The sequence below is a fragment of the Aliiroseovarius marinus genome (genome assembly GCF_004360145.1).
Classification (GTDB): domain Bacteria; phylum Pseudomonadota; class Alphaproteobacteria; order Rhodobacterales; family Rhodobacteraceae; genus Aliiroseovarius; species Aliiroseovarius marinus.
This window is the reverse complement of the sequence record NZ_SAIT01000011.1, coordinates 123530-150492: the sequence shown is the minus strand read 5'-3', so window position 1 is coordinate 150492 and position 26963 is coordinate 123530. Positions and strand designations below refer to the sequence as shown.

Sequence of the window (26963 nt, the reverse complement as noted above, 5' to 3'; positions counted from 1 at the left end):
GAAGGAGATCGCCATGACGAAACACAGTTCCCTTTCCCGACGCTCGTTTCTGAAGAACGCAGGCGTTCTGGGCTGCTCGCTCGCCGCAAGCCCGCTGGTCACACCGGTCAGTCTGGCCGCCGCCCCCGGCGATCACCGGTTGGTGGTGATTGTCTTGCGCGGTGGCATGGATGGGCTGGACCTTGTGCGCCCGGTCGGCGATCCCCTGTTTGCCGGTCTCAGGCCGAACCTGTCTTCGGCGGACCCGAAACTTCCCCTGACGGACTTCTATGCCCTGCACCCAGAGGCGGACAAACTGCACGCTCTTTGGATGGCGGGCGAGCTGGCGTTTGGTCAAGCGGTCTCGACCCCCTATCGCGACAAGCGCAGCCATTTCGACGGGCAGGATATACTCGAGGCCGGTGTCGGTGCGGGCGGTGCAATCCGGGATGGATGGCTGAACCGGTTGGTGCAGACCATGCCCGACACTCAGCTGCGCACCGCGCTGGCGGTGGGACGCGAAGATCTGCTTATTCTCAGTGGGGATGCTACCACGTCCGGATGGTCGCCGGATGTGACCCTCCCCCTGTCCGAGGCGTCCCGGCTGTTGATGGCACGGGTGTATGACGGTGACCCGCTGTTCTCTTCCGCCTTGGGCGAAGCGATGGACCTGACCGATGTGCTGCGCCCGGAGCTTCTGCGGAACGCGGATGACGCCCCGAACGATCCGTCTGAAGTCATGTCAGACGCCATGATGATGGCCAAAGCGCACCGCGGAACGACAGGCATCGCCACGTTCACTGCCGAGATGTTGAAACAGGACACCCGCATTGCGTCCTTCTCGATCGGCGGATGGGACACGCATGTGGGGCAGACGTCGGGCTTCAAACGGCCACTGAAAAACCTGCAAGACGCGATCATGACCCTGAAAACCGAGCTTGGTCCGATCTGGGGCAAGACCACTGTGCTGGCCATGACCGAATTCGGGCGCACGGTCCGTCAGAACGGCAGCAAGGGGACGGATCACGGAACCGGTGGCACCGTGATCGTCGCGGGTGGTGCGATTCGCGGCGGCAAGATTTACGGAGACTGGCCCGGACTGGCGGAAGAGGATCTGTACAACCGCCGTGACCTAATGCCGACGGCTGACATCCGCCTTTATGCGGCGGCAGCGATGCAGGGACTGTTCAACGCCACCGCGTCGCAGATTGAAGGCACCATTTTCCCGGGGTTGGATCTGTCACCCGGGCTTCCCGGGATCATTGCCTGATGGGTGAAATAGAATAGGGCGCGCTTCTAAGGCGCGCCCGATACTCATAACAGCAGAACGTTTACAATAAGGTCAGGTCAACCCGCCAAGGGCTGCACTTCAATGATATAGCCCGACGCCTCGCTCACCGGCGCATTGGGTTCGACCACCGCAAGAACCACCGCAGTTACCATCATGACCGCGCCCGCAATCAATACGGTCCAGTCAATTACGGCATTGCCCAGCTCTTCATCAGCAAATTTCTTGATCAGGTCTTTCACGACATCAACCTCGCAAATTGATTCAAATACCTTTCCTCATTCTTAAGAGTGCCCCCGAAAAAGGGCGGAAATGAGGAGGGCCGAGGTTTATTTCGTGCCGGATTTCTCTGACGTCGCAGCTTAAAGTTGTCGTCTTTCCCTTAGCCGATCTTCCACCAGATGCGCCACATGGGCCATGTCAGCCCCCGTGGATCGACCGGCATCCCGGGCGGCGGCAAGCCGTTTGGCTGCAGCCGCAAGCCCCTGATCATGGGCCGACAAGGCCAATCCCCCCAGAAACTGCGCGATATAGTCTTGTGTCGCGCCATCGTCCCCGTCACGCATGATCTGGGCCAGGTGCGACAGGTCGTCCTGCAGCGCCAAAGCATCCGGAGCAACCACATCTTTCGACAGCGAACGTGGGGTCAACGGTCCTTCTTGGTTTGGCAGCACACTCAGGATCGCCTGCTGGAATGCGGCGAGGCTTTCAACGGGTTTTTCCAGAAACCCATCTGCTCCGGCCTCAAGCGCAGCATCACATGTGCCGGCGTCCCCGCTCATCCCAAGGATCACGGGCACGCGGATGGCATCGCCTGTAAGCTCCTGGATCAAATCCGCACCGAACCCATCTGGAAGCCCCATATCCACAATGACGACCGACGGGCGGTAAACACGAAGATGTCGATGCGCGGCGGCCAGATTGTCGGCCCGCCGGATCCGCGCGCCGGATCGTAAACACAGAAGGCGAATGGCCTCGGACGCAAATCGGCTGTCTTCGACCACCAAAACGGTCATCCCGTTTAGGGGGCGCTCGGCGGTTGGGGGTTGGGTCATCATGAAGGCTTCCAGTTCATCGCTCATCTTCATGCTCCTTTCGGGATCAGCTTGGCGCAAAACTGCCTAACAACCGGTTAACCCCAGAAACGCAACGGCATTCAGGGCCTGTGGCACAGTGCCGCTTGCCCTGAAGGGGCCGCTTATGCATAAGCAGCACAGCATTTGAATTGGGAGAGACAAGATGATCGGACGCCTGAACCACGTAGCCATCGCCGTACCGGACCTTGAGGCCGCTGCCGCGCAATACCGCGACACGCTGGGTGCCAAAGTGAACGCACCGCAGGACGAACCCGATCACGGCGTGACCGTCGTGTTCATCGAACTTCCCAACACCAAGATCGAACTGCTCTACCCGCTGGGGGACAACTCGCCCATCGCCGGCTTCCTGGAAAAGAACCCGTCGGGTGGCATCCACCACATCTGCTATGAAGTCGACGACATTCTGGCTGCACGTGACCAGCTGCAAGCCTCGGGCGCCCGCGTTCTGGGCACAGGCGAACCGAAGATCGGCGCGCACGGCAAGCCGGTTCTGTTCCTGCACCCGAAAGACTTCACCGGCACTCTGGTGGAACTGGAACAAGTCTGATGTCGATCACCGCCGCCGCCGTCCTTTATGTGGTGATCTGGTTCGTGACCATGTTCGTGGTCCTTCCGATCCGTTTGCGTACCCAAGGCGACGAGGGCGAGATCGTGCCCGGCACCCATGCAGGCGCCCCGGCCAATTTCAAACTGGGACGTACGCTTTTGATCGTGACCATCGCGGGCACGATCGTCTGGGCGATTATCGCGGGTATCATCATCTCGGGCTGGATCGGTGTCGAGGATATCGACTGGTTCGACCGCTACGATGACACCAGCGGATAAGAAAAGGGCGCCCAGCGGGCGCCCTGTTTCGTTCTAACGTCCTGCAAGACGGTGGAACATATGTGTGAAGCTCGCGGCCCCTAGGATGGGGATCAGCAGGTTCACCAACGGCACCGACAACGGCACCGCCATCAAGCACCCGGCAAACCAGATCTGTGCGTTGTGACGCCGCCGCAGCGCGTGCGCGTCTGCGCGGGACATCCGGCGCATGGCGGCCATGGTGAAGTATTCACGGCCCAGCAGGTATCCGTTCACCGCGTAGAACAGGATTGGGGCGAGCGGACCCACGAAGAAAAACAGGATCAAGGCGATCAGGTTCACCCCGACAATCACGCCGAAAAAGCCAAGGCTTTCGCGGACGTCGTTCAGAAGTGACGTCTCGGGGTTGGGCGGCAGGTGGGGATAGTGCTTTGCCTCGACCGCATCGGCGACCTCATCCAGAAACAGACCGGTAAAGGCACCCGCGACGGGCACCATCAGGATGACCGACAGCACCAACATCAGCAGGACCGAGGCCCAAAGCGCCAGCCCGTTGACCCACGAGATCTCGCCCACGAAGGGCAGCGACAGGGTGTCGGGAACCAGAAAGCCGACAAGCCATGTCATCGCGATGGTGATTGCAGCCAGAAGGCCGACGGTCAGGCCAAGCCCCTTCAGCAGCACGTTACGAAAGCGCGGATCGCCAAGCTGGCCGAGGGCGCGGAAGAAATCGTCAAACATTAGCTCTCAATCCAAGTGGTGATGGCGTCCAGATCCGGGCGCGGACGCTCGGGCGGGGCTACGGTTTCGGTGCCGATATGGATGATCCCTGCAACGCTTTCGTGACTGTTCACGCCAAACGCATCGTGGGTGAAATCCGCGTCAAAGCTGGCCCAGCCAGACAGCCAGTTCGCCCCCCAGCCCGAGGCCAAGGCGGCGTTCAAGAGCGCCAGGCAGACGGCACCGGCAGAATAGGTCTGCTCGATCGCCGGCACCTTCTCGCTGTCGACAGGGCTTTCCACGACGACGACGGCCAGAGGGCTCCGTTCATAAGCGATTTGTTCTTTCTCGATCTTTGCAGGGTCAAGACCTAGCGCAGCACCGCGCTCGGCCACCAGCGCGTGGGCGCGCATCAGGGCAGGCTTCTCCAGCACCACAAAGCGCCACGGCTCTAGCTTGCCGTGATCCGGCGTGCGGGCGGCGGCTGTCAGGATGGTTGTCAGCGTGTCGCGATCCGGGCCGGGACCGGTCAGAGTTTTGGCGGGGCGGGACCGGCGGGTCAGAAGAAAATCAAGCGCCGCTTGGTTGCGTTCAGGCATCGTTTTGTCCTTGGTCAGAGCAATATCTTGCTTGGCCGCGGGACGCGGCTGGCTTGGGGGATATGTCGGGTCTGCGCAGCCCAACGTCAAGATGTTAAGTCACTTTACATTGAAGAAATCGGACAGGTCGCCCAGTTGGTCCGAAAAGAACGCTTCCGCCTTGGCGTTGGGCTGCCGGATCGCGAAGGCCTCGGCCAGAGGATCAGCGGCGTGAATGCCCGAACCCGACATCTCTTCCAGCACGGCATGGCCGCAGAAAGGGACGTAGACCTCGGAGTATCCGCCCTCATGCGCCATCATCACACGGCCATCACAGATGTCATCGGCCAACGCCATCACCATGCGGGTCATCTGGCGGAACGTGTCTGCGGTCGCCAACATGCAGGACAGGGGATCAATCACCGCCGCGTCATAGCCGTTGGCGACCACGATCACCTCGGGCTCGTGCGCGCGGATGGCGGGCAGGATGATCCGCTCCATCGCTTCCAGATAGGTCGCATGCCCCGCGCCCGGCGGCAGAGGCAGATTCATATTGGCGCCCTGCCCTTTCCCCTCGCCGCGCACATCTGCGTCGCCGGTATCCAGCGGATAGTTCCGTTCTTGGTGGATCGAGATGGTCAGCACGTCAGGATCATCTAAAAAGATCGCCTCGGTTCCGTTGCCGTGATGCACGTCCCAATCCAACACGACAAAGCGCTTGGCGAGGCCCTTCGCCTGCGCATTGCGGATCGCGATGCCGAGGTTGGCGAGCAGACAGAAGCCGTTGGGGAAATCCGGCAAACAGTGATGCCCCGGCGGGCGCGACAAAGCATATGCGTTGTCGACATCGCCCCGCAGAACAGCCTCCAACGCAGCGACGGACAGGCCCGCCGACAGCGCGGCAATCTCGAACCCGCCTTGGCCGAAGGGGGTGCGCAGGCCCAGCTCGCCCCCGCCCGTGTCCGAGGCGGCTTTGAAGTCTGACAGGAAGGATGCGGGGTGAACCCGGGCCAGCGTCTCGATATCCGCCGCAACCGCCGTGCGCAGGTCAAGCGCGCCGGACAGGCCGGTCACATCCATCAGGTTTTTCAAGCGCCGCTTGGTCTCGGGGCTTTCGGGCAATCCACCGGCGGCCAAGGGCTGCACCAGCCCGCCCACAGGCAAGGTGCCCGCATAGTTGCCGCCCGAATGCCAAAAGCACTTCTCGTCCCAGAAAAACCCTGTCTCGCGCATGCCGCCCTCCGTCATTACCAGCACAGTGACCCACAGCCCTTGCGCCGTCCAGCCCTGCGCGGCACTCTGCGCCCATGAAGAAGGGCGAGCTGTCATATCTGGCTAAGGAAGGCGCGCGGATCGCGGTGCGGGTCACTCCGAAGGCCTCGCGCAACGAGGTCAGCCTTCGCGACGGGCAAATCCGCGTGCAGACCACCACCGCACCCGAGAACGGCAAGGCCAACAAGGCGGTTGGAAAGCTGCTGGCCGACGCGCTTGGCATAGCAAAATCGCGCCTTGAACTGGTCCAAGGCGCGACATCGAAGGATAAGGTGTTTCAGATCACCGGGTGATCAGTCACCGACATTCGGGATCGACGACGGCGCATAGTCGCTGTCATCGTAATCAGCCGGACCATCGCCGAACGGATCGTTACCAAACTGGTTCGGGCCTTGGGTGCCGGGCTGGCACATCCAATAGATCAGAACGATCCAGCCAACGATCGGGATCAGGATCAGCAGCATCCACCACGCCGATTTGTCGATATCGTGCAGACGGCGCGACGTGACAGCCAAGCTGGGCAAAATGGTCGCCAGCGAGAACAGGTCGCTCAGCGGCGAGAACATGCTTTCCCAACCAAAGAAAATGCTGTCCACAATTCCCAGAGCGATCGACGCAAGGACGAGGAACAGGGAAAACCACCAATATTCACTTCGGATCGCGCGGCCTGAGAAGGTTACGTATTTCTGAAAGCAGATTCTAACTGATGTCTGAAAATCCATCGAGACTATTCCTTGTTACGTGCGGCGCTACTTGCGCCCAATCCGCGGCTCTTCGCCCGCGATGATACGCGTGATATTCGCGCTGTGGCGGTAGAAAATCAAGGCAGCCAATGCAACTGAAATAAGAAAAAGGCTGTTCCAGCCAAACACCAACGCGATGACCGGCGACAGGGCTGCCGCGACCAAGGCGGCAAGCGAGGAAATGCGGAAGACCAGCGCGGTCACAAGCCATGTGGCACACGCGGCCAATCCCAGCGGGAAGGCCAAGGCCAGCATCGTGCCCAACCATGTGGCAACACCTTTGCCACCCTTGAAGCCCAGAAAGACTGGGAAACAGTGGCCAAGGAAGGCCGCGAAGCCCGCCAGTTGGGCGGCGTCTTCGGCAAAGAGCGCACGGGCCAGCAGAACGGCGGCTCCGCCTTTGCCGGCGTCTCCGATCAGGGTCAGGAAAGCGGCGAGTTTGTTGCCGGTGCGCAGCACGTTGGTCGCGCCGATATTACCCGATCCGATCTGTCGCAGATCGCCCAGACCAAACAGGCGCGCCATGACGATGCCAAAGGGGATCGAACCCAGAAGATAGCCTGCGATGGCCACGCCGACCAGCAGCGGAAACGAGGTGACGAGATCAGGCATCATTGCCTCCAAACACGCGCTCGCCCGCGACCCATGTGCCCAGCACTTTACCCTCCATCCGCGCACCATCGAAGGGCGTGTTTTTGGATTTCGAGTTCAGCTTGAAGCGATCCAGGACGAAGGGCGCATCGGGATCAAACAGGACCAGATCGGCGGGGGCACCCACGGTCAGCTCACCGCCCGGCAGGTTAAACCGGCGGGCGGGGTTCAACGACAGCGCGCGCCAGAGCGTCGGCAGGTCGATCAGACCCGCATGGACCAAACGCATCGCGGCGGGCAGTAGCGTTTCCAGCGCCACCGCGCCCGAGGCCGCTTCCTCGAACGGAAGGCGTTTGCTTTCTTCATCCTGTGGGGTGTGCATGGACGAGATGATGTCGATCAGGCCCGAGGCGACAGCCTCGACCATCGCCAAACGGTCGTCTTCGCTACGCAGAGGCGGCTTGACCTTAAAGAAGGTGCGATAGTCGCCCACGTCCAGCTCGTTCAGGGTCAGGTGATGAATGTTCACGCCGGCGGACACGTCAACGCCCGCGGCTTTGGCGCGCTCCAACGCAGGCAGCGATTTCGCGGTCGACAGGCTGTCGGCGTGATAGGCGACGCCCGTCATCTCGGCCAGAGCCAGATCGCGTTCCAGCCCCATGCGCTCGGCCAGAGGGTTCACAGCAGGCAACCCGCGCAAGGACGCAAACTTGCCCGAGGTCACAGCCGCCCCTTTCGACAGCTGCGGATCCTGCGGGTGGCCGATGATCAGCGCGCGCAGCGAGCGGGCATAGGTCATGGCGCGGGAATAGACCTTGTTGTCGGTCACCACGTGGTCGCAATCGGTAAAGGCGATCGCGCCGGCATCCAGCATAAAGCCCATCTCGACCATCTCGCGGCCCTCACGGCCTTTGGTCAGCGCGCCCATCGAATGCACGTTCACCGGCGTCACCTGCCCAGCGCGACGAGTGACAAAGGACAACGTCTCGGGCGTATCAACAGCAGGGGTGGTGTCGGGGCGGATGACCATGGTGGTCACGCCACCCGCCGCAGCCGCCAGACCGGCGGTGCGGAAGCTTTCCTTGTGCCGTTCGCCCGGTTCGCCGATCTTCACGCCGATATCCACGATGCCGGGAGCCAGACATTTGCCGCCGCAATCGATGACCTCGCCCGCCTCGCCCGCGTTCACACCCGTGATCAGCCCACCCTCGATGGTCAGGCTGCCAATCTCGTCCGTGCCGGTTTCCGGGTTAATCAGGCGGGCATTGGTGAAGGTGGTGGTCATGTCAGTCTCCTTACGCGCCTCGCGCACGATCAATCGCGGCTTGGGTGGCCTTGGCGTCGGCCTGATATTTCAGCATGTATTTGTCGCCCGTCAGGGTCACCATCTGCGCGGCGGTGAAAATCACGTTCACCTTGTCGATTGAGGTCAACAAGATGGTGCGCCCATCCGGGCCGATCAGGCGACGGTTGGTCAGGTGCCATGTGAAACCCAGCTGTTCCTTGGCGACATACAGCCCGCGCACCCCGATGGCGGCGACCGATCCGACGACACCCGTCCAGGCGTGGGGATTACCCATCGCCATCAACGCGCCCGAGATCACAACCGCGCCCAGCGCAGCCAACATCACGTGCTCTTTCACATAGGTTTTCGTGTTGCCCGAGAAGCTCTCGATCAGCTTTTCGCCGGGTTCCAGATCAAGTGCGCGTTCAGACATTTCAGACATAGACACCCTCGGTCCGGTTTTCGCGTTCCGCTTTCAGGTTGCGCGCAAGTAGGTCCATCGCGGCCATGCGGACGGCGACGCCCATTTCCACCTGTTCCTGAATGACGGATCGGTTGATGTCGTCGGCAATGGTGCCGTCGATCTCGACCCCGCGGTTCATCGGGCCGGGGTGCATGACGATGGCGTCGTCCTTGGCGTGGGCCAGCTTTTCGGCATCCAGACCGTAACGGTGATAGTATTCGCGTTCCGAGGGGATAAAGCCGCCATCCATACGCTCGCGTTGAAGGCGCAGCATCATGACGACGTCAGCGTCTTTCAGACCTTCTTCCATGTCGTCATAGACCTCGACCCCGAATTGGTCGATCTGGCTGGGCATCAGGGTCGGCGGGCCGACAAGGCGCACGCGGTTTTCCATCTTGCCCAACAGGATCAGGTTCGAGCGGGCGACGCGGCTGTGTGCGATGTCGCCACAGATCGCGACGGTTAGGCGATGAAGCCGCCCCTTCTCGCGTCGGATGGTCAGCGCATCCAAAAGCGCCTGCGTGGGGTGTTCGTGTTTGCCGTCGCCAGCATTCAAGACGGCGCAATTCACCTTCTCAGCCAGCAGGTTCACCGCGCCGGAATGCGGGTGGCGCACGACCAGCAGATCCGGGTGCATGGCGTTCAGCGTCAGCGCAGTGTCGATCAGCGTCTCGCCCTTCTTAATGGACGACGCCTGCATCGCCATGTTCATCACATCCGCACCCAGACGCTTGCCGGCGATCTCGAACGAGGCCTGCGTGCGGGTAGAGTTCTCGAAGAACATGTTGATCTGGGTCAGCCCGGCCAAAGCATCGGAATGCTTGACGGACGAGCGGTTCATCTCGGCATAGCTGTCGGCAAGATCGAGAACGGTTTTGATCTCTTCCGGGTGAAGCTGTTCGATCCCAAGAAGATGTCGTTGGCGGAATGTCATACGGGCCTCCGTCCTGTGTTCCACGCGCTTATATGTGCGGGGCGCGTGTTCGTCTATCCCTTGTATGCATGTGACGGCACCGTTGCGTCTTGAACGCAGGCGGCGCCCGAGCCTGGGTGGGTGTGAAGCGCCCTCCCATGGGGGAGGGTCGGGCGCTGCCTACCTATCGGCAGGCGAGAGGGTAATTCCTATCGCCTTGAGTGCGTTTACCTTCCTTCGCGGCCCCCGTAAGCTGCGCACATGGAATCGGCACAAGACTGGCACAGCGCAAAAGCGCTTTTGGAATGGCAGATCGAGCTGGGCGCGGTGGATGCAATTTCCGACGCCCCGGTGGATCGCTATGCCTTGGCCCCGTCCGAGCCGAAACCCGCCCCCAAAGCCCAAACATCCGCACCGGTCGAGCTGCCCAAACGGACCGCTCCGACACCGCCGCCTGCTGAGCCCAAGATCGACTATGTCGCGCTGGCCAAACAGGCCGCAGCAGGGGCGCAGGATTTGGACGGGCTGAAGGCCGCGATGAAGGCTTTTGATGGCTGCGAATTGAAGAAGGGCGCACGCAATACGGTGATCTCTGACGGCAACCCCGCCGCGCGCGTGATGATCATCGGCGAGGCTCCGGGCCGGGACGAGGATATCGAAGGCCGCCCCTTCGTGGGCCGCGCCGGGCAGCTTCTGAACAAGATGTTCGCCGCCATTGGCATGGGGCGCGACGTGCCTTTGTCCAAGGACGCCGTTTACATCACCAACGTCATGCCGTGGCGCCCGCCGCAAAACCGTGACCCAAGTCCCGAGGAAATGGCCATGATGGTCCCCTTCCTCGAACGCCACGTGCAACTGGTCGCACCCGAGCTGATCGTGCTGATGGGCAACACCCCCTGTCAGGCCGTCCTCGGCAAGCGCGGCATCACCCGCCTGCGCGGCCACTGGGACAGCCAGTGGGGAAAGCCGATCATGCCGATGTTCCACCCCGCCTATCTGCTGCGCAACCCCGCCGCCAAGCGCGAGGCATGGGCGGACCTTCTGGAAATCCAAGCGAAACTGAACGAGGGCGCATAGCCCGCCAAAACACAGGTCCCACCATGTCCAAAGTCCCCGCCGACAACCAACGCGAGTTCATTCCCACCCGCATCGCGGTTCTGACTGTCTCGGACAGCCGCTCGATGGACGAGGACCGCTCGGGCGATACGTTGGTCAAACGGTTGGAGGGGGCCGGGCATCTGCTGGCCGACCGCAAGATCATCCGAGACGAACGGGGTGAGATCGCAGACCAATTGCGCGCATGGTCACTGGACCCCGAAATTGACGTGGTCATCTCCACGGGCGGCACCGGTCTGACGGGCCGCGATGTCTCGGTCGAGGCGCATCGCGATGTCTATGAAAAGGAAATCGAAGCCTTCGCGACGGTCTTCACCATCGTCTCGATGAAAAAGATCGGCACCTCGGCGGTGCAAAGCCGCGCCACGGGGGGCGTCGCCAACGGCACTTATTTCTTCGCCCTGCCCGGCAGCCCCGGCGCGTGCAAGGACGCGTGGGACGAGATTTTGGTGCATCAGCTGGACTATCGCCACCACCCCTGCAACTTCGTCGAAATTTTTCCGCGTTTGGACGAACATAAGCGACGGAAGTAATCCGCTCATCCGTTTGATCCGTATGGATCATATGGGCCGACGCTATCGAACCTGTGACCACACGCCGCTTGCCCCGGCCTGTGGCGCGCGTCAGGATAGCAACGGATGAGACGGAGAGATTTATGCGATTTCTGGGACGCAGCCTGATTGGGCTTTTCCTGCTGGCTGCCACGATCGGCTTTTTGGCGATGGCCGGACTGATGGTGCAATCGGCCTTCAAGGCCCGCGCGGATCGCGATAACGCGGCCCCGTCGGGGCGCGAGCGGGTGTTTTCGGCCAATGTAGTCACGCTGGAGCCCACGACCATCACCCCCATCCTGTCCTCATTCGGGGAACTCGCCACACGCCGAGGCCTGGACATCCGCGCCCGTGCCTCGGGCACCGTGGTTGAAATGTCCGAGGCCTTCGTAAACGGCGGGCAGGTCGCGGAAGGCGCGCTTTTGCTGCGCATCGACCCGACCGACTACAAAGCCGCGCTGGACTTGGCCGAGACGGACCTGACCCAAGCCAAGGCCGAGCTGCGTGATGCAACCGCCGCCTTGGATCTGGCCCGCGATGATCTGGACAACGCCCGCCGTCAGGCTGATCTGCGCGACGCGGCTTTGGCGCGTCAGAACGATCTCGTTGCCCGCGGCGTCGGAACCGAAGCCGCGGTGGAAAACGCAGCGCTCGCGGCCTCCTCAGCCGCCCAAGCTGTGCTGGGCAAACGGCAGTCCGTGATCTCCGCCGAAGCCCGCGTCGCCACGGCCGAAGCCACCCTGTCGCGCCGCGAAATCGCCCGTGACGAGGCCCAGCGCCGTCTGGACGAAACCGAAATTCGCGCCGCATTCGCAGGCACATTGACCGACGTGACCGTGTTGCGTGGCGGGCTGGTCACCCCGAACGAAAAGCTGGCACGCTTGGTCGATCCCAACAAGCTCGAGGTCGGCTTCCGCGTCTCGACCGCGCAATATGCACGATTGCTTGCAGACAACGCTGCGCTTGCGGATCTGCCGGTCACGGTCCGGCTGGAAGCCACCGGCGTAGACCTAACCGCCACCGGCCGCGTCGACCGTGAAAACGCCGATGTGGGTGAAGGGCAAACGGGCCGGATGCTCTTTGCCAATCTGGACGCCACGCCGGGATTGCGCCCGGGGGATTTCGTGACGGTCGAACTGTCCGAACCGCCGCTGGACCAAGTGGTACGCCTGCCTGCAACCGCTCTGGATGCGTCCGGCAATATCCTCATTTTGGGCGAAGGTGACCGGCTGGAAAGCGCGCAGGTGACTCTTCTGCGTCGCCAAGGTGACGACGTTCTAGTCCGCGCCTCAGGCCTGAACGGGCGCGAGGCGATCACCAAGCGCAGCCCGGTTCTGGGCGAAGGCATTCGTGTGCGCCCCGTGCGCGATGGCAAGCTGGCCCCGGAAGCCAAGCCCGAAATGGTCGCGCTGGACCCCGCCCGCATTGCGCTGTTGAAAAGCTTCGTGGAAAGCAACACGCGGATGCCGGAAAGCGCCCGCGATCGCATCCTACGCCAGTTGGACGAGGGCGAATTGCCCGCCGACACTTTGGCGCGGCTTGAAAAGCGCATGGGGAACTAAGTCATGACCCCTGCCACCGGCATTCTGTCCTATTTCACCCGCCACGCCACGGTCGCCAATCTGCTGTTGGTGATCCTGATGGCGCTTGGCATCGCCAGCTATCCGCAAATGCGGGCACAGTTCTTCCCCGATGTCGTGGTCGAGACCGTCTCGGTCAACACCACATGGCAGGGCGCAGGCGCCGAGGATGTAGACACCGCAATCGTTCAAGTGCTGGAGCCTTCGCTTCTGGCCGTGGATGGCGTCTCTAGCGTCAGCTCGCGCGCCTTCGAAGGGCGGGCCAACATCACAATGGAGTTCGAGCCCGGCTGGAACGTCAATCAGGCCGCCGATGACATCCAGACTGCGGTAGACGAGATCACCGATCTGCCCGAAGACGCCGACACCCCCCAAGTCCGGCGCGGCGCGTGGCGTGACAGCGTGACAGACGTGGTGATCTCGGGCCCTGTGGCGATTGAACAGCTGGGGCGCTTTGCCGACGAAATGGTGATCCGCCTCTTTGAACGTGGCGTGACGCGCACCTCGATCCGAGGTTTTGCCGCGCCGCAAACCGTGATCGAAGTGACCTCACTCTCGTTGATCGAAAACGATGTGACCATGGCCGAAATCGCTCAGGTCATCGCAGGTGCGGTCAGTACGAACCCGGCGGGCAACGTCTCGTCCGGCGCAGCGCGGGTGCGTACGGGCGATCCAAAGCGGACCCCCGACGACATCGCCGCACTCGTCCTGCGCGCCAATCCCGACGGATCGAACCTGACCATCGGGGACATTGCGACCGTGCGCGTCGAGGGCGTAAACCGCAACCGCTCTTATTTCGTGGGCGACGATCCGGCGATGGCGCTAAACGTCTCGCGATCCGCCCAAGGGGACGCAATCGAGCTGCAAGAGATCGTCGAGGACATCCGCGCCGAGATGCTGGAAACCCTGCCCGAAGGGGTCGAGATCGAGCTGATGCGCACGCGGTCCGCTCTGATTTCCGCCCGCCTGAAAATGCTCACCGAAAACGGGCTGCAGGGGCTTGGGCTGGTGCTGCTTCTGCTGTTCCTGTTCCTGAACGCCCGCACCGCGTTCTGGGTCGCGGCGGGCATTCCCGTCGCCATGACCACTGCCGTTTTCCTGATGTATATGTCTGGGATCACGATTAACATGATCTCGCTTTTCTCGTTGATCATCACGTTGGGGATCGTGGTGGATGACGCCATCGTGGTGGGCGAACACGCGGATTTCCGGGCGCGACGGTTGGGCGAAGGCCCCTTCACCGCCGCCGAAAACGCCGCGCGACGCATGTTCCCGCCGGTCTTTTCCGCCACCCTAACCACAATCATCGCGTTCTTCGGCCTGACCTCGATTGGCGGGCGGTTCGGAGACCTCATTACCGATATCCCCTTCACCGTGATCGTGGTGCTGGCGGCATCGCTGATCGAATGCTTCCTGATCCTGCCGCACCACATGGCGCACGCGCTGACCCACACCGCCAAGGAACATTGGTACGACTGGCCGTCGCGGCAGGTGAATAAAGGCTTCCGCTGGGTGCGGGATAACCTGTTCCGTCCGTTCATGGCGCTGGTGATCAAGGCACGCTATCCGGTGATTGCGGCGACCATCGTGATTCTTGCCAGCCAAGCGTCAATCTTCATTCGCGGCGACCTGACCTTCCGCTTCTTCAGCGCACCCGAGCGTTCGTCGATCACCGCGAACTTCGCGATGGCCGAAGGTGCGACCCGCGCTGACACCCGTGCCATGTTGGACAATGTGCAGCGCGCCGTGGAGGCCACCACCGCCAAGTTCGAGGCGGAATATGGTGCTGACCCCGTCGCCCATGCACTGGCGCAAATCGGCGGCAATGCCGGGCGCGGCCTGTCGGGCGTCGACAACAAAGACGCCGACCTTTTGGGCTCGATCGTGGTCGAGCTGATTGATGCCGACCTGCGCCCCTACTCCACATTCGAGCTCATCTCGGCCCTGCAGGACGAGATCGTCAACCACCCGCTGCTTGAGGTTCTATCCTTCCGCGGCGGCAGATTCGGACCGGGCGGCGACAGCCTTGATGTCGACCTGTTTGGCGCAACGTCAGAGGCCCTGAAAGCCGCCGCTGAAGACCTGAAAACACAGTTGATCCAATACCCCGAGGTCTCGGCGCTGGAAGACAGCCTGAGCTACGATAAGGAAGAGTTGGTTCTGGACCTGACCGCGCAGGGCAAAGCGCTGGGGTTCACCATTGATGACCTCAGCCGCGTCTTGCGCAATCGCCTGAACGGGGTCGAGGCCGCAACCTATCCCGACGGCACGCGCTCGGCCGAAATCCGGGTGGAAATTCCGGACGGCGAACGCTCCGCCGATTTCCTTGAACGGATGCAGCTGCGCACGCAGACGGGCGCTTATGTCAGCCTGGCCGATCTGGTGTCTGTGCAGACGCGGCAAGGCTTTGCCACCGTCCAGCGCGAGAACGGCATTCGGATGGTCAATGTCTCGGGCGATATCAGCGAAGACAACGCGGCCCGCGCCGAAGAAATCCAACGCACGATTGAGACCGAAATCCTGCCCGCACTGGCCGAAACTCACTCGATCGAATACCGAATCGGCGGGCTGGCCGAGCAGCAGCGTGATTTCCTGTCGGATGCCCGCACCGGTCTGATCTTGGTGCTGCTGGGGATCTTCCTGACACTCGCGTGGATCTTCTCAAGCTGGACGCGGCCTTTGGTGGTGATGTCGATCATTCCATTTGGGCTGGTCGGGGCCATTTACGGGCATGTGCAATGGGGGGTTCCGCTGTCCATGTTCTCGGTCGTGGGGCTGATCGGGATGACAGGGATCATCATCAACGATTCCATCGTGCTGGTGACCACCATCGACGAATACGCGAAGGAACGAGGGATCATTCCGGCGATCATCGAGGGCACCGCCGACCGCCTGCGCGCGGTGATGCTGACCACCCTGACCACCGTGCTGGGGCTAATGCCGCTACTGTACGAGACCTCGCGGCAGGCGCAGTTCCTGAAACCCACGGTGATCACGCTGATCTATGGGCTTGGGTTCGGGATGGTTCTGGTGCTGCTGATCGTGCCGTCGCTGATCGCTATTCAAACCGACATCGGCAAGATGCTGGGAACGTTGCGGCGTCTTTGGCACGGGCGTGGACGTACGGCGGCGAAACCGGCAGTGCGCGTGACCGGGCTGGCGGCAGGTGCGATGCTGCTGGCCTTTGTCGGCTCCGTCGCAATCTGGGGCGCCACCAATGGCGCAATCCTGCGGGCGGTCATGATGTGCGGAGCCATCGCGGTAATCAGTATGGCGGCGGCCTATGCCAGCCAAAGGGGCGCTGCCCCTCGCGGCTGACGCCGCTCATCCCCAACCGGGGGACCGGCCGTCAGGCATGACACACGGGCGGGAGGGTTTAGTCGAACGTCCCGGTCACACGCCCCAGCAGCATGAAGGCCCGCGCGGTGCGGGTGTCGGCCATTGCCGCCAGATCCGCGTCCGAGGCGTTCTTTTCGAATTGCGCGAAGGTCTGGTCGAAGCGGCGCAGGAAATGGTGGGCAGTGTCACGGAACACCGGATCTTTGCGCATCCGTCCAGCTGTCAGGGCCAGGGACGAGCGGTCGCGGATCCCGCCCAAGGCGGCAATCTCTTTTCCGCGTTCGCCAGCGGCAAACTTGCGCCACACCTCGGGGCGGGCGCGGTCCGGGCGCAGGTCGTCCATGTAGATGCCGTCCTGCGACATCAGCGTGAGAATGTCCTGTGCTGCCTGCACCAGCCCCGCGACCTGACGATCTTCAAGGGCGCGGCGCAGGGCACGGAAGCCCTCGGCATCTTGGGCGTGTTCGGGGAAATGCATCGCGCGGATGAAATCCTCGATCGACAGGGGCGGGATCATATCTTCGGCCGGGGTGCCAAGCTCGAGCTTGGTTTGATCCACCGGATCTTTTGGCGCTTCCTCGGGACCCATAGCAGGCGCTACCGGGTCGGGGTGCGGGTTGGTCAGGCTGGGCATGCCGGGACGAATCGACACAAACGTGGCCAGCGCCGTTTCCGTCCGGCGCGAAACCTTGGCGATCTCTTCCAGCTTCTGTTCGACCTTCGACACCTGCGCACCGGGGCCACCAATGCTTTGTTGCTGCTGCAGATACGCGGTGCGCATCCCATCGATCGCTGCCTTCAGGCGCGTGCTTTCCTGCCGCATAATCCGCGCCGAGCGCATCGCGGCGACAGCCACCCAGATCATCGCGACAGGCATCGCGATCGCCACGACGACCATCACGAACCGCAGCGGGTCAAAGCCACCCTCAGACGGACCGGTGCCCAGCACCATGAAGAACATCGCGCAGGCCGCCAACCAGACGAAGGACAGGGCAAGGCCGATTACCTCGGCCATGGAAAGCGAGGACGCCTCGTCCAGCATCTCAAGAGGTGCGGTCCCTTTCAGCGGGAACCGCTTGGTGTCCTGTGTCTGGGGCTTGTCTGCCACGGTTAGATCCAGTCGATGCTCAGGATTTCATAAGCTTTCTCGCCGCCCGGCGTACGAACCTCGACGCTGTCGCCTTCTTCCTTGCCGATCAGGGCGCGGGCCAAGGGGGACTTGATGTTCAGCTTGCCGTTTTCGATATCGGCTTCGGGCTCGCCAACGATCTGATAGGTCTTCTCTTCGTCGGTGTCTTCGTCAACGATCGTGACGGTGGCCGAGAACTTGACGGTGCCAGACATGTTCGCCGGGTCGATCACCTCGGCCAGCGACAGGATGCCTTCCAGCTCTTTGATGCGGCCTTCGATGAATCCCTGCTTCTCACGGGCCGAGTGGTATTCGGCATTTTCTTTCAGGTCGCCAAGCTCGCGCGCGGTGGCAATCGCCTCGATAATCGCGGGGCGTTCCACAGTCTTCAACTGCTTCAACTCGTCATTCAGCGCGGTGTGCCCCGCGCGGGTCAAAGGTATTTTTTCCATCAAACCTGTTCATTTATTGTCGCTCGGCACGAAGGTGCCCGCCAGCGTGGTCTCATTTCGGCTCGGTCGGGTCGAAAATCTAGCAATCCGGCGCGATTTGCAACGCCCTTGTTTGCTTGCACGATTGGATCCGAAATGCAGCATTTCACCCCCACGCCGCTGGTGTCAGCGCAAACAAAGCCGTGGTTCGGCAAATTTGTCGGAAACACACCCTTGTAACGTCGTGTCCTGATTGACCCGCCCGGTGCGTCAAGCTAACGATCTTGCGAAACGGACCATCCGGGGAAAAGATTATGAGCGACATCGAACGCGAAAGCATGGAATACGACGTGGTCATCGTGGGCGCAGGCCCCGCAGGCCTGTCCGCCGCCATTCGTCTGAAACAACAAGACCCAGACCTTGAGGTCGTGGTGCTTGAGAAGGGCTCGGAAGTGGGCGCGCACATCCTGTCGGGTGCTGTGCTGGACACCTGCGGTCTGGACAAGCTGATCCCCGATTGGAAGGACAAAGGCGCGCCGATCAAGACGGAAGTGAAGAAAGACAACTTCCTTGTGCTTGGACCGGCAGGTCACCTGCGCGTGCCGAACTGGCCGATGCCGCCGCTGATGAACAACCACGGCAAGTACATCGTCTCGATGGCGAATGTTTGCCGCTGGATGGCCGAACAAGCTGAAGAGCTGGGCGTGGAAATCTTCCCGGGCATGGCCGCATCGGAACTGGTCTATGGCGACAATGGCGAAGTGAAGGGCGTCGTTGCGGGTGTCTTCGGTCTGGAAGCCGACGGATCCTATGGCCCCAACACCGAGCCGGGCATGGAGCTGCACGGTAAATACGTCTTCATCTCGGAAGGTGTGCGTGGCTCGCTGGCGAAAGAGATCATCGCCAAATACGACCTGCAGGCTGGCCGCGACGTTCAGAAATTCGGCGTCGGCATGAAAGAAATCTGGGAGATCGACCCCGCCAAGCACCGCGAAGGCACCGTGACCCACACGATGGGCTGGCCGCTGGGCAAGAACGCAGGCGGTGGCTCGTTCATCTATCACCTGGAAAATAATCAGGTGTTTGTCGGCTTCGTGGTTCACCTGAACTACAAGAACCCGCACCTGTATCCTTACATGGAATTCCAGCGCTTCAAGCATCACCCTGAAATCGCCAAGCTTCTGGAAGGCGGCAAGCGCGTTGCGTACGGCGCGCGTGCGATCTCGGAAGGTGGCTATCAGTCGATGCCGAAAGCCTCGTTCCCCGGTGGCGCACTCTTGGGCTGCTCGGTCGGTCTGGTGAACGTGCCGCGCATCAAGGGCAACCACAACGCCATGCTGTCGGGCATCGCGGCGGCTGATGCGGCTGTAAAAGCCATCAAGGCAGGCCGTTCCAGCGACGAGCTGAACGATTACGAAGAAGAACTGCGCACCGGCGACGTCGCGAAAGACCTGAAGAAGGTCCGCAACGTCAAGCCGCTATGGTCGAAATACGGCCTGACCGCATCGCTGATGCTGGGCGGTCTGGACATGTGGGTTCAGTCGATCTTCAAGTTCTCGCCCTTCGGCACCGTGAAGCACGGCAAGTCCGATGCGGAAGCCACCGGCAAGGCCAAGGACTACCCGGAAATCGACTATCCGAAACCCGATGGCACGCTGTCCTTTGACCGCCTGACCAACGTATCCTTCGCGGCCACCAACCACGAAGAAAGCCAGCCTTGCCACCTGAAGCTGGCAAACCCGGATCTGCCGATCTCGGTCAACCTGCCCGAGTTCGCAGAACCCGCGCAGCGTTACTGCCCGGCCGGTGTGTACGAAGTCGTCGAAGAAGACGGCAAAGACCCGCGCTTTGTCGTGAACTTCCAGAACTGCGTGCACTGCAAGACCTGCGACATCAAGGACCCCAGCCAGAACATCACCTGGACGGTTCCGCAGGGCGGCGACGGACCGAACTATCCGAACATGTGATCGCAAGCGATCAAAAAAGCGACAATGAGGGGCGGCCATGTGCTGCCCCTCATTGTTTTCAACTGGAAGGCACATTAGGTTTTGCAGACGTAACCCTGCTGCGACTTAAGGAATTTCTGCCCTTGTTCCGCCTGACATCTACGGCCCTGCGCCGCCTTGCCCTTCCGACCCTTCTGGCCGCGCACTGCGCTGTGGGAACTGCTGCCTACGCGGATAATGTGGCGGGCGCTTATCTTGCCGCACGCCACGCTGATCTGTCGCGCAGCTTCTCGGAAATGGTGGAATACGGCACCCGCGCCATTGCGCAGGACCCGCAAAATCTGGACGTTCTGGAAGGGCTGATCGTCGCCCAGATCGCGCTTGGCAAGCTGGATGATGCGCTGCCTTATGCACGCAGGCTGGCCTCGGTCAGTGAAAACAACCAGATCGCCGCGCTGGTCCTGTTGGGCGATGCGCTGAAGAAAGGCGATTGGGGCACAGCGACCGCGCTGGTGGGCACGAAGGTGTCGATCGCCCCGGTGATTGATCAGATGATTCAGGCCTGGATCCGCATTGGAAAAGGCAAGATGTCAGAGGCACTGGCGATCTTCGACACGCTTGGGGAAGACAATGCCAGCCACGGCTTTACCCTGTACCAGAAGGCACTGACATTGGCCTATGTTGGGGACTTCGAGGGCGCGGCCCGCATTCTGGGGGGTGAGGACGGAGCGCTGCAACTGAACCGCTCGGGCGTCTTCGCCCACGCCCAGTCGCTCAGCCAAAGCGACCGCCCCGAGGAAGCGCTTGAGCTGATGAAGGCGGCCCAGTCAGGCATGACCGACGCCGAAGTCGAACAAATGATCGCGGATCTTGAGGCTGGCAAAACGCTGGACTTCACCATCATCCGCGCCCCGCAGGACGGAATTGCCGAACTGTTGTTTGCCGTGGCCGAATCGGTGGGCCCCGAAGGCGATCAGACCGGCATCCTTCTTTACAACCGCGTGGCCGAGCATCTTGCCCCGGACCATGCCGGTGCACTGGTCCTATCGGCCCAGATCCTTGAAGACATGGGCCATCATGATCTGGCGATCGAGACCTATGGCCGGGTGCCGCAAGACAGCTTTGCCTATCAGCACGCCGCCCTTGGCCGTACTGATGTGCTGCGCCGCGCTGGCCGGTTGGACGAAGCGACCGGAGAGCTGCGCACCTTGGCCGAAACCTTCCCGGACACGCTGCGCTTTCGCGTGGCGCTCGGGGATACGTTGATGCAGCAAGACCGCTTCGCCGAAGCCCGCGACGCCTATGACCTTGCCATCTCTCGGTTCGAGGCAGACCTGGCCACCCAATGGCCCACCTATTTCCAGCGCGCCATTGCCGCCCACAAGCTGGGCGACTGGCCCGCTGCCGAAGCCGATTTCCGTAAGGCACTGGAGCTGAGTCCCGAGCAGCCCACCGTCCTGAACTATCTTGGCTACTCGTTGGTGGAACGCCGCGAGAAACTGGACGAGGCGCTGGACATGATCGAACGCGCCGTCGCGGCCCGCCCGGATCGCGGCTATATCGTCGACAGTCTGGGCTGGGTTCTGTACCGCCTTGGCCGCTATGACGAAGCCGTCGTGCAAATGGAGCGCGCAGTCGAGCTGGAGCCGGTGGAACCGATCCTGAACGACCATCTGGGCGACACCTATTGGGCCGTTGGCCGCAAGCGTGAGGCCGAGTTCCAATGGAGCCGCGCGCTGAGCTTCATCACCGACGACACCGACCTGACCGAGCTTGACCCCGACCGCATTCGCCGCAAGCTCGAGGTCGGATTGGACGTGGTTTTGGAAGAAGAAGGGGCCGATCCCCTGCACGCGTCCGAATGAGCATCACCAAGGTATTCGCCCCCGCCAAGGTGAACCTGACCCTACATGTGACCGGGCAGCGGCGTGACGGCTACCACTTGCTGGACAGCCTTGTGGTTTTTGCAGATGTGGGCGATCGGATCACGGTGATGCCCGCCGAACAAAACCGGCTGGAGGTGATTGGCCCGAAAGCGACGGGCGTGCCAACCGATGGCTCAAACCTTGTTGCCCGCGCGGCGGACCTGTTTGGCGTGCCGGTCCATATCGTTCTGTCGAAACACCTACCGGCTGCCGCAGGGATCGGAGGCGGAAGCTCGGACGCGGCGGCGACCATTCTGGCTCTGTCGGACCTGTTGGGCGACACGCGCCTGCCCGAGGGCGTGGCCGAACTGGGCGCAGACGTGCGTGTCTCCCTGATGCGGCAAGCCGCCCGCATGCGCGGGATAGGCGAAGACGTCGCCCCCTGCCCCGGCCTACCTCCCCTGTTTGCGGTTCTGGCAAATCCGGGTGTGGACGTACCAACCCCTGAGGTCTTCAAAGCGCTGGAGAGCAAACAAAACCAGCCCATGCCCAAACGGATCCCGCAGGGCATGAAAACGGGTGCGTTCATCGACTGGCTGGCAACCCAACGCAATGATTTGGAAGCCCCGGCGATTGCGCGATCCCCGGTCATTCAGGACGTGTTGGACGCGTTGGAGGATCTGCCCGGCGCGCGACTGACGCGGATGTCAGGGTCCGGGGCAACGTGCTTTGCGTTGTTTGAAACCGAGGATGCGGCGCACGCGGGGGCTGCCGCGCTGGCATCGGCACAGCCTGACTGGTGGGTAGAAGCGGCGAAACTGGCCTAGGGCTGTCGGCGGGCTGTCGGTGGCTCACTTCGTGAGCCTAGGGGGCGCTGCCCCCGCGCTGCGCGCTCCCCCGAGGTATTTAACGCAAGAGGAAGTTTAGTTCAGGCGCGCGACCACGTAGTCTGCGATGTCATGCAGCATGTGGCGGATCGGGGCGTCGGGCAGTGCGGTCAGGGCGGCTTTGGCTTTGTCTGCCCAGGCGATGGCCTCGGCCCGGGTGTCTTCCAGCGCGCCGTGTTTGTTCAGCAGCTTCAGAGCGTGCTCCAGATCGCCCTCTTCCTGACGGCCTTTTTCGATCGTGCGCGTCCAGAAGGCACGTTCTTCGTCGTCGGCCTTGGCCACAGCCTTGATCAGCGGCAGGGTCAGTTTGCGTTCGCGGAAATCGTCGCCGATGTTCTTGCCGGTGGCGTCGCCACCCCCATAGTCCAGCAGATCGTCCACGATCTGGAAGGAAATGCCGAGCGCGTCGCCATAGTCGAACAGCGCCTTCACCTGATCTTCGGGTGCACCCGCAATGACACCGCCCACCTCGGTCGCAGCCGAGAACAGCGCGGCGGTTTTGCCGCGGACAACCTGACGGTAGATCTCTTCATCCGTCGACAGATCCTGCGCGGCGGTCAGCTGCAGAACTTCGCCTTCGGCAATCGTGGCAGAGGCGTTGGACAGGATGCGCAGCACATCCAGCGAACCGGTGTCGGTCATCAGCTGGAACGAGCGCGAGAAGAGGTAGTCGCCCACCAACACGCTGGACTTGTTGTCCCACAGCAAATTCGCGGTGGGGCGCCCACGACGTTGGGCGCTTTCGTCCACCACGTCATCATGCAGAAGCGTCGCGGTGTGAATGAACTCGACCGTCGCGGCCAAATGGATGTGATAGGGGCCGTCATAGCCACACAGACGCGCGGCGGCCAAAGTCAGCATCGGGCGCAGACGTTTGCCGCCTGCATCGACCAGATGCGCAGTCACTTCGGGAATACGCGGCGCATGTTTCGAGGCCATCCGCTCGCGAATCAGCGTGTTCACGGCCTCCATATCCTCGGCCAAATGCTGGCCCAGACGCTCATGCGGTTTATGTGCAGCTTCGATCAGCATCTTCACCTTCCCGTCAACCGGCTCGACAAATGGGCGGGGATGCCCTTATCTCCGAAAGCATGAAAGAGCTTCTGAGAACCACGGATCCAACCATGATCCCCTTCGTCACCGCCCTTCTTACAGGCGAGGATATAGCTTGCTTTGCGATGGACGTCCATATGAGTGCGCTGGAAGGAAGCATTGGCATTTTGCCGCGCCGATTGATGGTGAGGGACGAGGATTTGTTCATGGCGCAAGCCATCTTGCGCGACCACGACATCGCCTTTGAAAGCTAAGGGCCATGATGCATTCCGACGATCTGACACAGGATGATTTTCTGGGTGGGCAGCTTGTGCTGACGCAACCCAGAACCGGCTATCGCGCTGGGGTCGATCCGGTGTTTCTGGCCAGCGCCGTAACTGCGAAGACTGGTGAATCTGTGCTGGAGCTGGGCTGTGGCGTTGGGGCGGCATCGCTGTGTCTGGGGCGGCGGGTATCAGGGATAACACTGCACGGGATCGAACGACAGGCGGATCACGCGGCACTGGCGCGCAAGAATGCGGAAGATAACGGAATTTCCTTGACCGTGCATGACGGCGATCTGGCGCGGATGCCGGATGCGCTACGCGCCCTAAGCTTTGATCATGTGATCATGAACCCGCCCTATTTCGACCGCGCGCGCGGCAGCATGTCGCCACACGACGCCCGCGAGCAGGCGATGGGGGAAGAGACCCCCTTGGCGGTCTGGATGGATCAAGCCACGCGCCGCTTGAAACCCCGCGGCATGCTGACGATGATCAACGCAGCCGAGCGGTTGCCGGACATTCTGTCGGCGCTAGATGATCGGCTGGGCTCGGTGGTGGTGCAACCGCTGTGTCCGCGTACCGGGCGCGCCGCGAAACTGCTTCTGTTGCAGGCCCGCAAAGGCGGGCGCGCGGCGTTCCGTCTGGCCGCGCCGATTGTTCTGCATGAAGGCGCCGCGCATACTACGGACCGTGAACACTATACGCCCGAGATACAGGCCATCTTGCGCGAGGGGGCTGCGCTGGACTGGCGATAGGCCACTCCTGAACGAAACAGATCTGCGGTGCGACAATTATCCGCGAAAGATTTGCAACGATTCCGTGACAAGCCGGAAATTATGTGTTGCACTCGGTACGTTCTATAAATCAACAGGAGGATCGCCATGAGCATGAGTTCGCATCTTGAAGAGCTGCGCAGGAAACACGAGGTCCTCTCGGAAAAAGTCGAAGAGATCCAGCGCGCGCCCGGCAGTACAGATGCCGAGATTACCGAACTAAAAAAGCAAAAGCTCCAGCTCAAGGAAGAAATTGAACGACTGACGACGGCTACGGCCTGACGGTTTTAGGCCCGGGTCAGTTCTGTTCAGACGAACCAGCACTGGCCCGTGCCGCCATCAGAGCACCCGCAGTGATCAACACCCCCGCGATCAGCAGAGATGGGTGAGGCTGCGCGACTCCCGCCAAAATCAACACAAGCGTAGACAGCAAAGGCGCGCCATAGCTTGCGACGCCTAGAAGTTGAATGTCTCCGCGTTTGACCCCCACATCCCAGACATAGAAGGCCAGTCCGACTGGCCCTAACCCAAGCCCCGCGACGGACGCCCAGCCAAGTGTTCCGCTGGGCCAGATCGTGTCCTCCCACAAGAAATGCGCACCGGTGGACAGGATGGCGGTGGCCAGACAGAACACCACGACCGAAGCCGTGGGCGTATTCCCAAGCCGGCGCGACAGAACCGAATAGCCCGACCATGTCAGCGCGCAGAGGAAGGCCAGCACAAACCCCGGCAGCGCGGCTGCGTCAAAGCCGGTGGCACCGCCCAGCACGATCAAGGCCGCACCGGCAAAGGACACCAACGCGCCGATCACATGCATTGGGCGCAAGCTTTCGCCGGGCAGCAGCCCGGAAAACAACACGATGAAGAGAGGCCACAGATAGGCGATCAATCCGGCTTCGGCCGCGGGTGCCATGCGCAGGGCCGAGAAATACAGCGCGTGATAGCCAAACAGCCCCAGCGTCCCGAACGCATAGACCCGCCAGCTGACCGTGCGCAATACGCCCAACCCCTCGGTCGTAGCGATCCAGATCACGCCCAACGTTCCGCCGACCAGGAAGGTCATCGCCGCCAGCTGGAACGGCGGCACCGGAGCTGTGCCCACGGTGAACAGCGCCAAAAGCGACCACAGCAGCACAGCGGTGAACCCGATGAAGGTGGCAGTTTTCCGCGTCACGCCAAATCCTCGACCGAAACAATTTTCAAACCGTCCGTCACATGCGTGTTTTTTGCGATCTCGGCAAGCACCCAATCGCGGAACGCGGCAATCGCTGGTCGGTTTTCCTGCCCCAGACGGCACAGGAACCTAAATCGCGCCTTGGTCGACAACGCCAATCCATAGGGTGCGACCAGGCGCCCCTCGGCCAGATATTTGACCACAAAGGCGCGCCGACCTAACACCACACCCACCCCTGCCATCGCCGCATCCAGCGCGTGGTCGGGTTGGGAAAACACCGACGTGATCCGGGGCGTCCCATGAACGCCAGCCGCGCGTAACCACGCGGGCCAGTCACAGGGTGGGTTCAAGAAATCATCTGATGTGTTGTGGATCAGAGGCGCCGACAACAGGTCTCTCGGCTCTGGATATCTCTCGGCCAACGCGGGCAACATCACTGGGGTCAGCCATTCGTTCGCCAGCGGATGAGAATACAGCCCGTCGTCGGGGCCGTAGCCAAACCGGATGGCGACGTCGACTTCGTCTCGGTTCAGGTCCACAAACTTCAAACCCGCAGCAAAGCGCAGCTCGATCTCGGGATGATCGTGGGCGAAGTCATACAGCCGAGGCGCAAGCCATTTCGACGTAAACGCCGGCCCCGCCGTCACAGTCAGCGTATTGCTGTCCAAGCTTCGCCGCGCATTCCGCCAAGCGCTGGTCAGCATTTCAAACCCATCCGCCGCGCCGGGCGCCAGAAGACGGCCTGCCTCGGTCAGCTCGACTGCGCGGTTCAGACGGTGAAACAGCGGCGCGCCAAAATGCTCCTCAAGCGATTTGATCTGAAAGGACAGAGCCGCAGGTGTCACATTCAGTTCGGCTGCTGCTTTCTGAAACGACATATGGCGGGCGGCGGCATCAAAGGCGCGCAGGGCGGTTAAGGGGGGCAGACGGTCACTCATTTCAGTTAAGTATCACTTATCTGAAGCCTTTGAAAGTCTCGTTTGTCGCCAGCATTTCAACGCCCCATATTAGGATCACTCAAAGATGACTTAAGAGGACCAGGACCATGTTGGAGACCGCGACAAACCAGATCGAGCTTCATGCCGCCTATAAGCGCGCACATGCAGAGCGCGCCTTGGTCTTT

Annotated in this window: 29 protein-coding genes; 14 read left to right on the top strand and 15 right to left on the bottom strand. The window is 61.7% G+C overall.

Annotated elements, in window-relative coordinates; translation table 11 throughout:
* Positions 1 to 13: 13 nt before the first annotated feature.
* The gene (locus EOL43_RS12740; protein WP_133489185.1) at positions 14 to 1249 is read left to right on the top strand and encodes a DUF1501 domain-containing protein; all 1236 of its coding nucleotides are present in this window, start codon (positions 14 to 16) and stop codon (positions 1247 to 1249) included.
* Between the two features lie 77 nt (positions 1250 to 1326).
* On the opposite strand, the gene EOL43_RS12735 is transcribed toward EOL43_RS12740, so the two are convergent.
* Together EOL43_RS12735 and EOL43_RS12730 are read right to left on the bottom strand one after the other, a co-directional pair.
* Complete coding sequence (locus tag EOL43_RS12735; RefSeq protein WP_133489183.1) at positions 1327 to 1509, bottom strand: hypothetical protein; 183 nt, start codon at positions 1507 to 1509, stop codon at positions 1327 to 1329.
* 120 nt (positions 1510 to 1629) lie between these two features.
* Complete coding sequence (locus EOL43_RS12730) at positions 1630 to 2349, bottom strand: response regulator (RefSeq protein WP_133489181.1); 720 nt, start codon at positions 2347 to 2349, stop codon at positions 1630 to 1632.
* 157 nt (positions 2350 to 2506) lie between these two features.
* Between EOL43_RS12730 and mce the strand changes: the two genes are divergently transcribed.
* Together mce and EOL43_RS12720 are read left to right on the top strand one after the other, a co-directional pair.
* Positions 2507 to 2911: a methylmalonyl-CoA epimerase gene (mce, locus tag EOL43_RS12725; protein ID WP_133489179.1), complete on the top strand. Its 405-nt coding sequence runs from the start codon at positions 2507 to 2509 to the stop codon at positions 2909 to 2911.
* Positions 2911 to 3189 carry a DUF1467 family protein gene (locus EOL43_RS12720; RefSeq protein WP_133489177.1) on the top strand — a complete coding sequence of 93 codons (279 nt, stop codon included), beginning with the start codon at positions 2911 to 2913 and terminating at the stop codon, positions 3187 to 3189. Before mce ends, EOL43_RS12720 begins: the two co-directional genes overlap by 1 nt.
* A 33-nt stretch (positions 3190 to 3222) precedes the next feature.
* Here EOL43_RS12720 and EOL43_RS12715 read toward each other — a convergent pair whose 3' ends face one another.
* The 3 genes from EOL43_RS12715 to EOL43_RS12705 all read right to left on the bottom strand — a co-directional run bounded on the left by EOL43_RS12715 (position 3223) and on the right by EOL43_RS12705 (position 5699).
* Complete coding sequence (locus tag EOL43_RS12715; protein ID WP_133489175.1) at positions 3223 to 3909, bottom strand: EI24 domain-containing protein; 687 nt, start codon at positions 3907 to 3909, stop codon at positions 3223 to 3225.
* Positions 3909 to 4487: a nitroreductase family protein gene (locus EOL43_RS12710; protein ID WP_133489173.1), complete on the bottom strand. Its 579-nt coding sequence runs from the start codon at positions 4485 to 4487 to the stop codon at positions 3909 to 3911. Before EOL43_RS12710 ends, EOL43_RS12715 begins: the two co-directional genes overlap by 1 nt.
* A gap of 99 nt (positions 4488 to 4586) precedes the next feature.
* The gene (locus EOL43_RS12705) at positions 4587 to 5699 is read right to left on the bottom strand and encodes a class II histone deacetylase (RefSeq protein WP_133489171.1); all 1113 of its coding nucleotides are present in this window, start codon (positions 5697 to 5699) and stop codon (positions 4587 to 4589) included.
* Positions 5700 to 5773: 74 nt separating this feature from the next.
* Between EOL43_RS12705 and EOL43_RS12700 the strand changes: the two genes are divergently transcribed.
* The gene (locus EOL43_RS12700) at positions 5774 to 6031 is read left to right on the top strand and encodes a DUF167 domain-containing protein (protein WP_133489169.1); all 258 of its coding nucleotides are present in this window, start codon (positions 5774 to 5776) and stop codon (positions 6029 to 6031) included.
* Here EOL43_RS12700 and EOL43_RS12695 read toward each other — a convergent pair whose 3' ends face one another.
* From EOL43_RS12695 to EOL43_RS12675, 5 genes are read right to left on the bottom strand one after another with little or no spacing between them, the layout of a single operon-like run.
* Positions 6032 to 6460: a DUF805 domain-containing protein gene (locus EOL43_RS12695; protein WP_133489167.1), complete on the bottom strand. Its 429-nt coding sequence runs from the start codon at positions 6458 to 6460 to the stop codon at positions 6032 to 6034.
* A 27-nt stretch (positions 6461 to 6487) separates the two neighbouring features.
* A complete protein-coding gene (gene plsY / locus EOL43_RS12690; RefSeq protein WP_133489165.1) occupies positions 6488 to 7096 on the bottom strand; it encodes a glycerol-3-phosphate 1-O-acyltransferase PlsY in 609 nt (202 codons plus the stop codon).
* Entirely contained in the window at positions 7086 to 8357 is a 1272-nt protein-coding gene (pyrC, locus tag EOL43_RS12685) for a dihydroorotase (protein WP_133489163.1), read from the bottom strand. The genes plsY and pyrC overlap by 11 nt, the downstream gene beginning before the upstream one ends.
* Before the next feature lie 10 nt (positions 8358 to 8367).
* Positions 8368 to 8799, bottom strand: a complete 432-nt coding sequence (locus EOL43_RS12680; RefSeq protein WP_133489161.1) for a hypothetical protein — start codon at positions 8797 to 8799, stop codon at positions 8368 to 8370.
* The gene (locus EOL43_RS12675; protein WP_133489159.1) at positions 8792 to 9754 is read right to left on the bottom strand and encodes an aspartate carbamoyltransferase catalytic subunit; all 963 of its coding nucleotides are present in this window, start codon (positions 9752 to 9754) and stop codon (positions 8792 to 8794) included. Before EOL43_RS12675 ends, EOL43_RS12680 begins: the two co-directional genes overlap by 8 nt.
* A 240-nt stretch (positions 9755 to 9994) precedes the next feature.
* Between EOL43_RS12675 and EOL43_RS12670 the strand changes: the two genes are divergently transcribed.
* From EOL43_RS12670 to EOL43_RS12655, 4 genes are all read left to right on the top strand, one after another.
* Positions 9995 to 10810, top strand: a complete 816-nt coding sequence (locus EOL43_RS12670; RefSeq protein ID WP_133489157.1) for a uracil-DNA glycosylase — start codon at positions 9995 to 9997, stop codon at positions 10808 to 10810.
* A gap of 23 nt (positions 10811 to 10833) precedes the next feature.
* Entirely contained in the window at positions 10834 to 11382 is a 549-nt protein-coding gene (gene moaB / locus EOL43_RS12665; protein ID WP_133489155.1) for a molybdenum cofactor biosynthesis protein B, read from the top strand.
* A gap of 122 nt (positions 11383 to 11504) precedes the next feature.
* Positions 11505 to 12962 (top strand): efflux RND transporter periplasmic adaptor subunit, encoded by a 1458-nt coding sequence (locus tag EOL43_RS12660; protein ID WP_133489153.1) that lies wholly within the window; start codon positions 11505 to 11507, stop codon positions 12960 to 12962.
* Between the two features lie 3 nt (positions 12963 to 12965).
* Positions 12966 to 16298, top strand: a complete 3333-nt coding sequence (locus EOL43_RS12655) for an efflux RND transporter permease subunit (RefSeq protein ID WP_133489151.1) — start codon at positions 12966 to 12968, stop codon at positions 16296 to 16298.
* A gap of 58 nt (positions 16299 to 16356) precedes the next feature.
* On the opposite strand, the gene EOL43_RS12650 is transcribed toward EOL43_RS12655, so the two are convergent.
* Together EOL43_RS12650 and greA are read right to left on the bottom strand one after the other, a co-directional pair.
* Positions 16357 to 17427, bottom strand: coding sequence for a hypothetical protein (locus EOL43_RS12650; RefSeq protein WP_420867518.1), 1071 nt, complete (start codon positions 17425 to 17427; stop codon positions 16357 to 16359).
* 2 nt (positions 17428 to 17429) lie between these two features.
* Positions 17430 to 17900 (bottom strand): transcription elongation factor GreA, encoded by a 471-nt coding sequence (gene greA / locus EOL43_RS12645; RefSeq protein WP_133489149.1) that lies wholly within the window; start codon positions 17898 to 17900, stop codon positions 17430 to 17432.
* Between the two features lie 293 nt (positions 17901 to 18193).
* Between greA and EOL43_RS12640 the strand changes: the two genes are divergently transcribed.
* The 3 genes from EOL43_RS12640 to EOL43_RS12630 all read left to right on the top strand — a co-directional run bounded on the left by EOL43_RS12640 (position 18194) and on the right by EOL43_RS12630 (position 22517).
* Positions 18194 to 19846: an electron transfer flavoprotein-ubiquinone oxidoreductase gene (locus EOL43_RS12640; RefSeq protein ID WP_133489147.1), complete on the top strand. Its 1653-nt coding sequence runs from the start codon at positions 18194 to 18196 to the stop codon at positions 19844 to 19846.
* 122 nt (positions 19847 to 19968) lie between these two features.
* Positions 19969 to 21690, top strand: a complete 1722-nt coding sequence (locus tag EOL43_RS12635) for a tetratricopeptide repeat protein (protein ID WP_133489145.1) — start codon at positions 19969 to 19971, stop codon at positions 21688 to 21690.
* Positions 21687 to 22517: a 4-(cytidine 5'-diphospho)-2-C-methyl-D-erythritol kinase gene (locus tag EOL43_RS12630; protein ID WP_133489143.1), complete on the top strand. Its 831-nt coding sequence runs from the start codon at positions 21687 to 21689 to the stop codon at positions 22515 to 22517. The genes EOL43_RS12635 and EOL43_RS12630 overlap by 4 nt, the downstream gene beginning before the upstream one ends.
* Positions 22518 to 22613: 96 nt before the next feature.
* Here EOL43_RS12630 and EOL43_RS12625 read toward each other — a convergent pair whose 3' ends face one another.
* Positions 22614 to 23609: a polyprenyl synthetase family protein gene (locus EOL43_RS12625; protein WP_133489141.1), complete on the bottom strand. Its 996-nt coding sequence runs from the start codon at positions 23607 to 23609 to the stop codon at positions 22614 to 22616.
* 59 nt (positions 23610 to 23668) lie between these two features.
* On the opposite strand from EOL43_RS12625, the gene EOL43_RS12620 reads away from it, so the two are divergent.
* The 3 genes from EOL43_RS12620 to EOL43_RS12610 all read left to right on the top strand — a co-directional run bounded on the left by EOL43_RS12620 (position 23669) and on the right by EOL43_RS12610 (position 24948).
* Positions 23669 to 23884 carry a putative signal transducing protein gene (locus EOL43_RS12620; protein WP_133489139.1) on the top strand — a complete coding sequence of 72 codons (216 nt, stop codon included), beginning with the start codon at positions 23669 to 23671 and terminating at the stop codon, positions 23882 to 23884.
* A 5-nt stretch (positions 23885 to 23889) separates the two neighbouring features.
* The gene (locus EOL43_RS12615; RefSeq protein ID WP_133489137.1) at positions 23890 to 24648 is read left to right on the top strand and encodes a tRNA1(Val) (adenine(37)-N6)-methyltransferase; all 759 of its coding nucleotides are present in this window, start codon (positions 23890 to 23892) and stop codon (positions 24646 to 24648) included.
* Between the two features lie 126 nt (positions 24649 to 24774).
* The gene (locus EOL43_RS12610; RefSeq protein ID WP_133489135.1) at positions 24775 to 24948 is read left to right on the top strand and encodes a YdcH family protein; all 174 of its coding nucleotides are present in this window, start codon (positions 24775 to 24777) and stop codon (positions 24946 to 24948) included.
* A 16-nt stretch (positions 24949 to 24964) separates the two neighbouring features.
* On the opposite strand, the gene yddG is transcribed toward EOL43_RS12610, so the two are convergent.
* On the bottom strand, positions 24965 to 25840 hold the full coding sequence (gene yddG / locus EOL43_RS12605; RefSeq protein WP_133489133.1) for an aromatic amino acid exporter YddG: 876 nt from the start codon (positions 25838 to 25840) through the stop codon (positions 24965 to 24967).
* Positions 25837 to 26778, bottom strand: coding sequence for a transcriptional regulator GcvA (locus EOL43_RS12600; RefSeq protein ID WP_133489131.1), 942 nt, complete (start codon positions 26776 to 26778; stop codon positions 25837 to 25839). Before EOL43_RS12600 ends, yddG begins: the two co-directional genes overlap by 4 nt.
* Between the last annotated feature and the right edge of the window lie 185 nt (positions 26779 to 26963).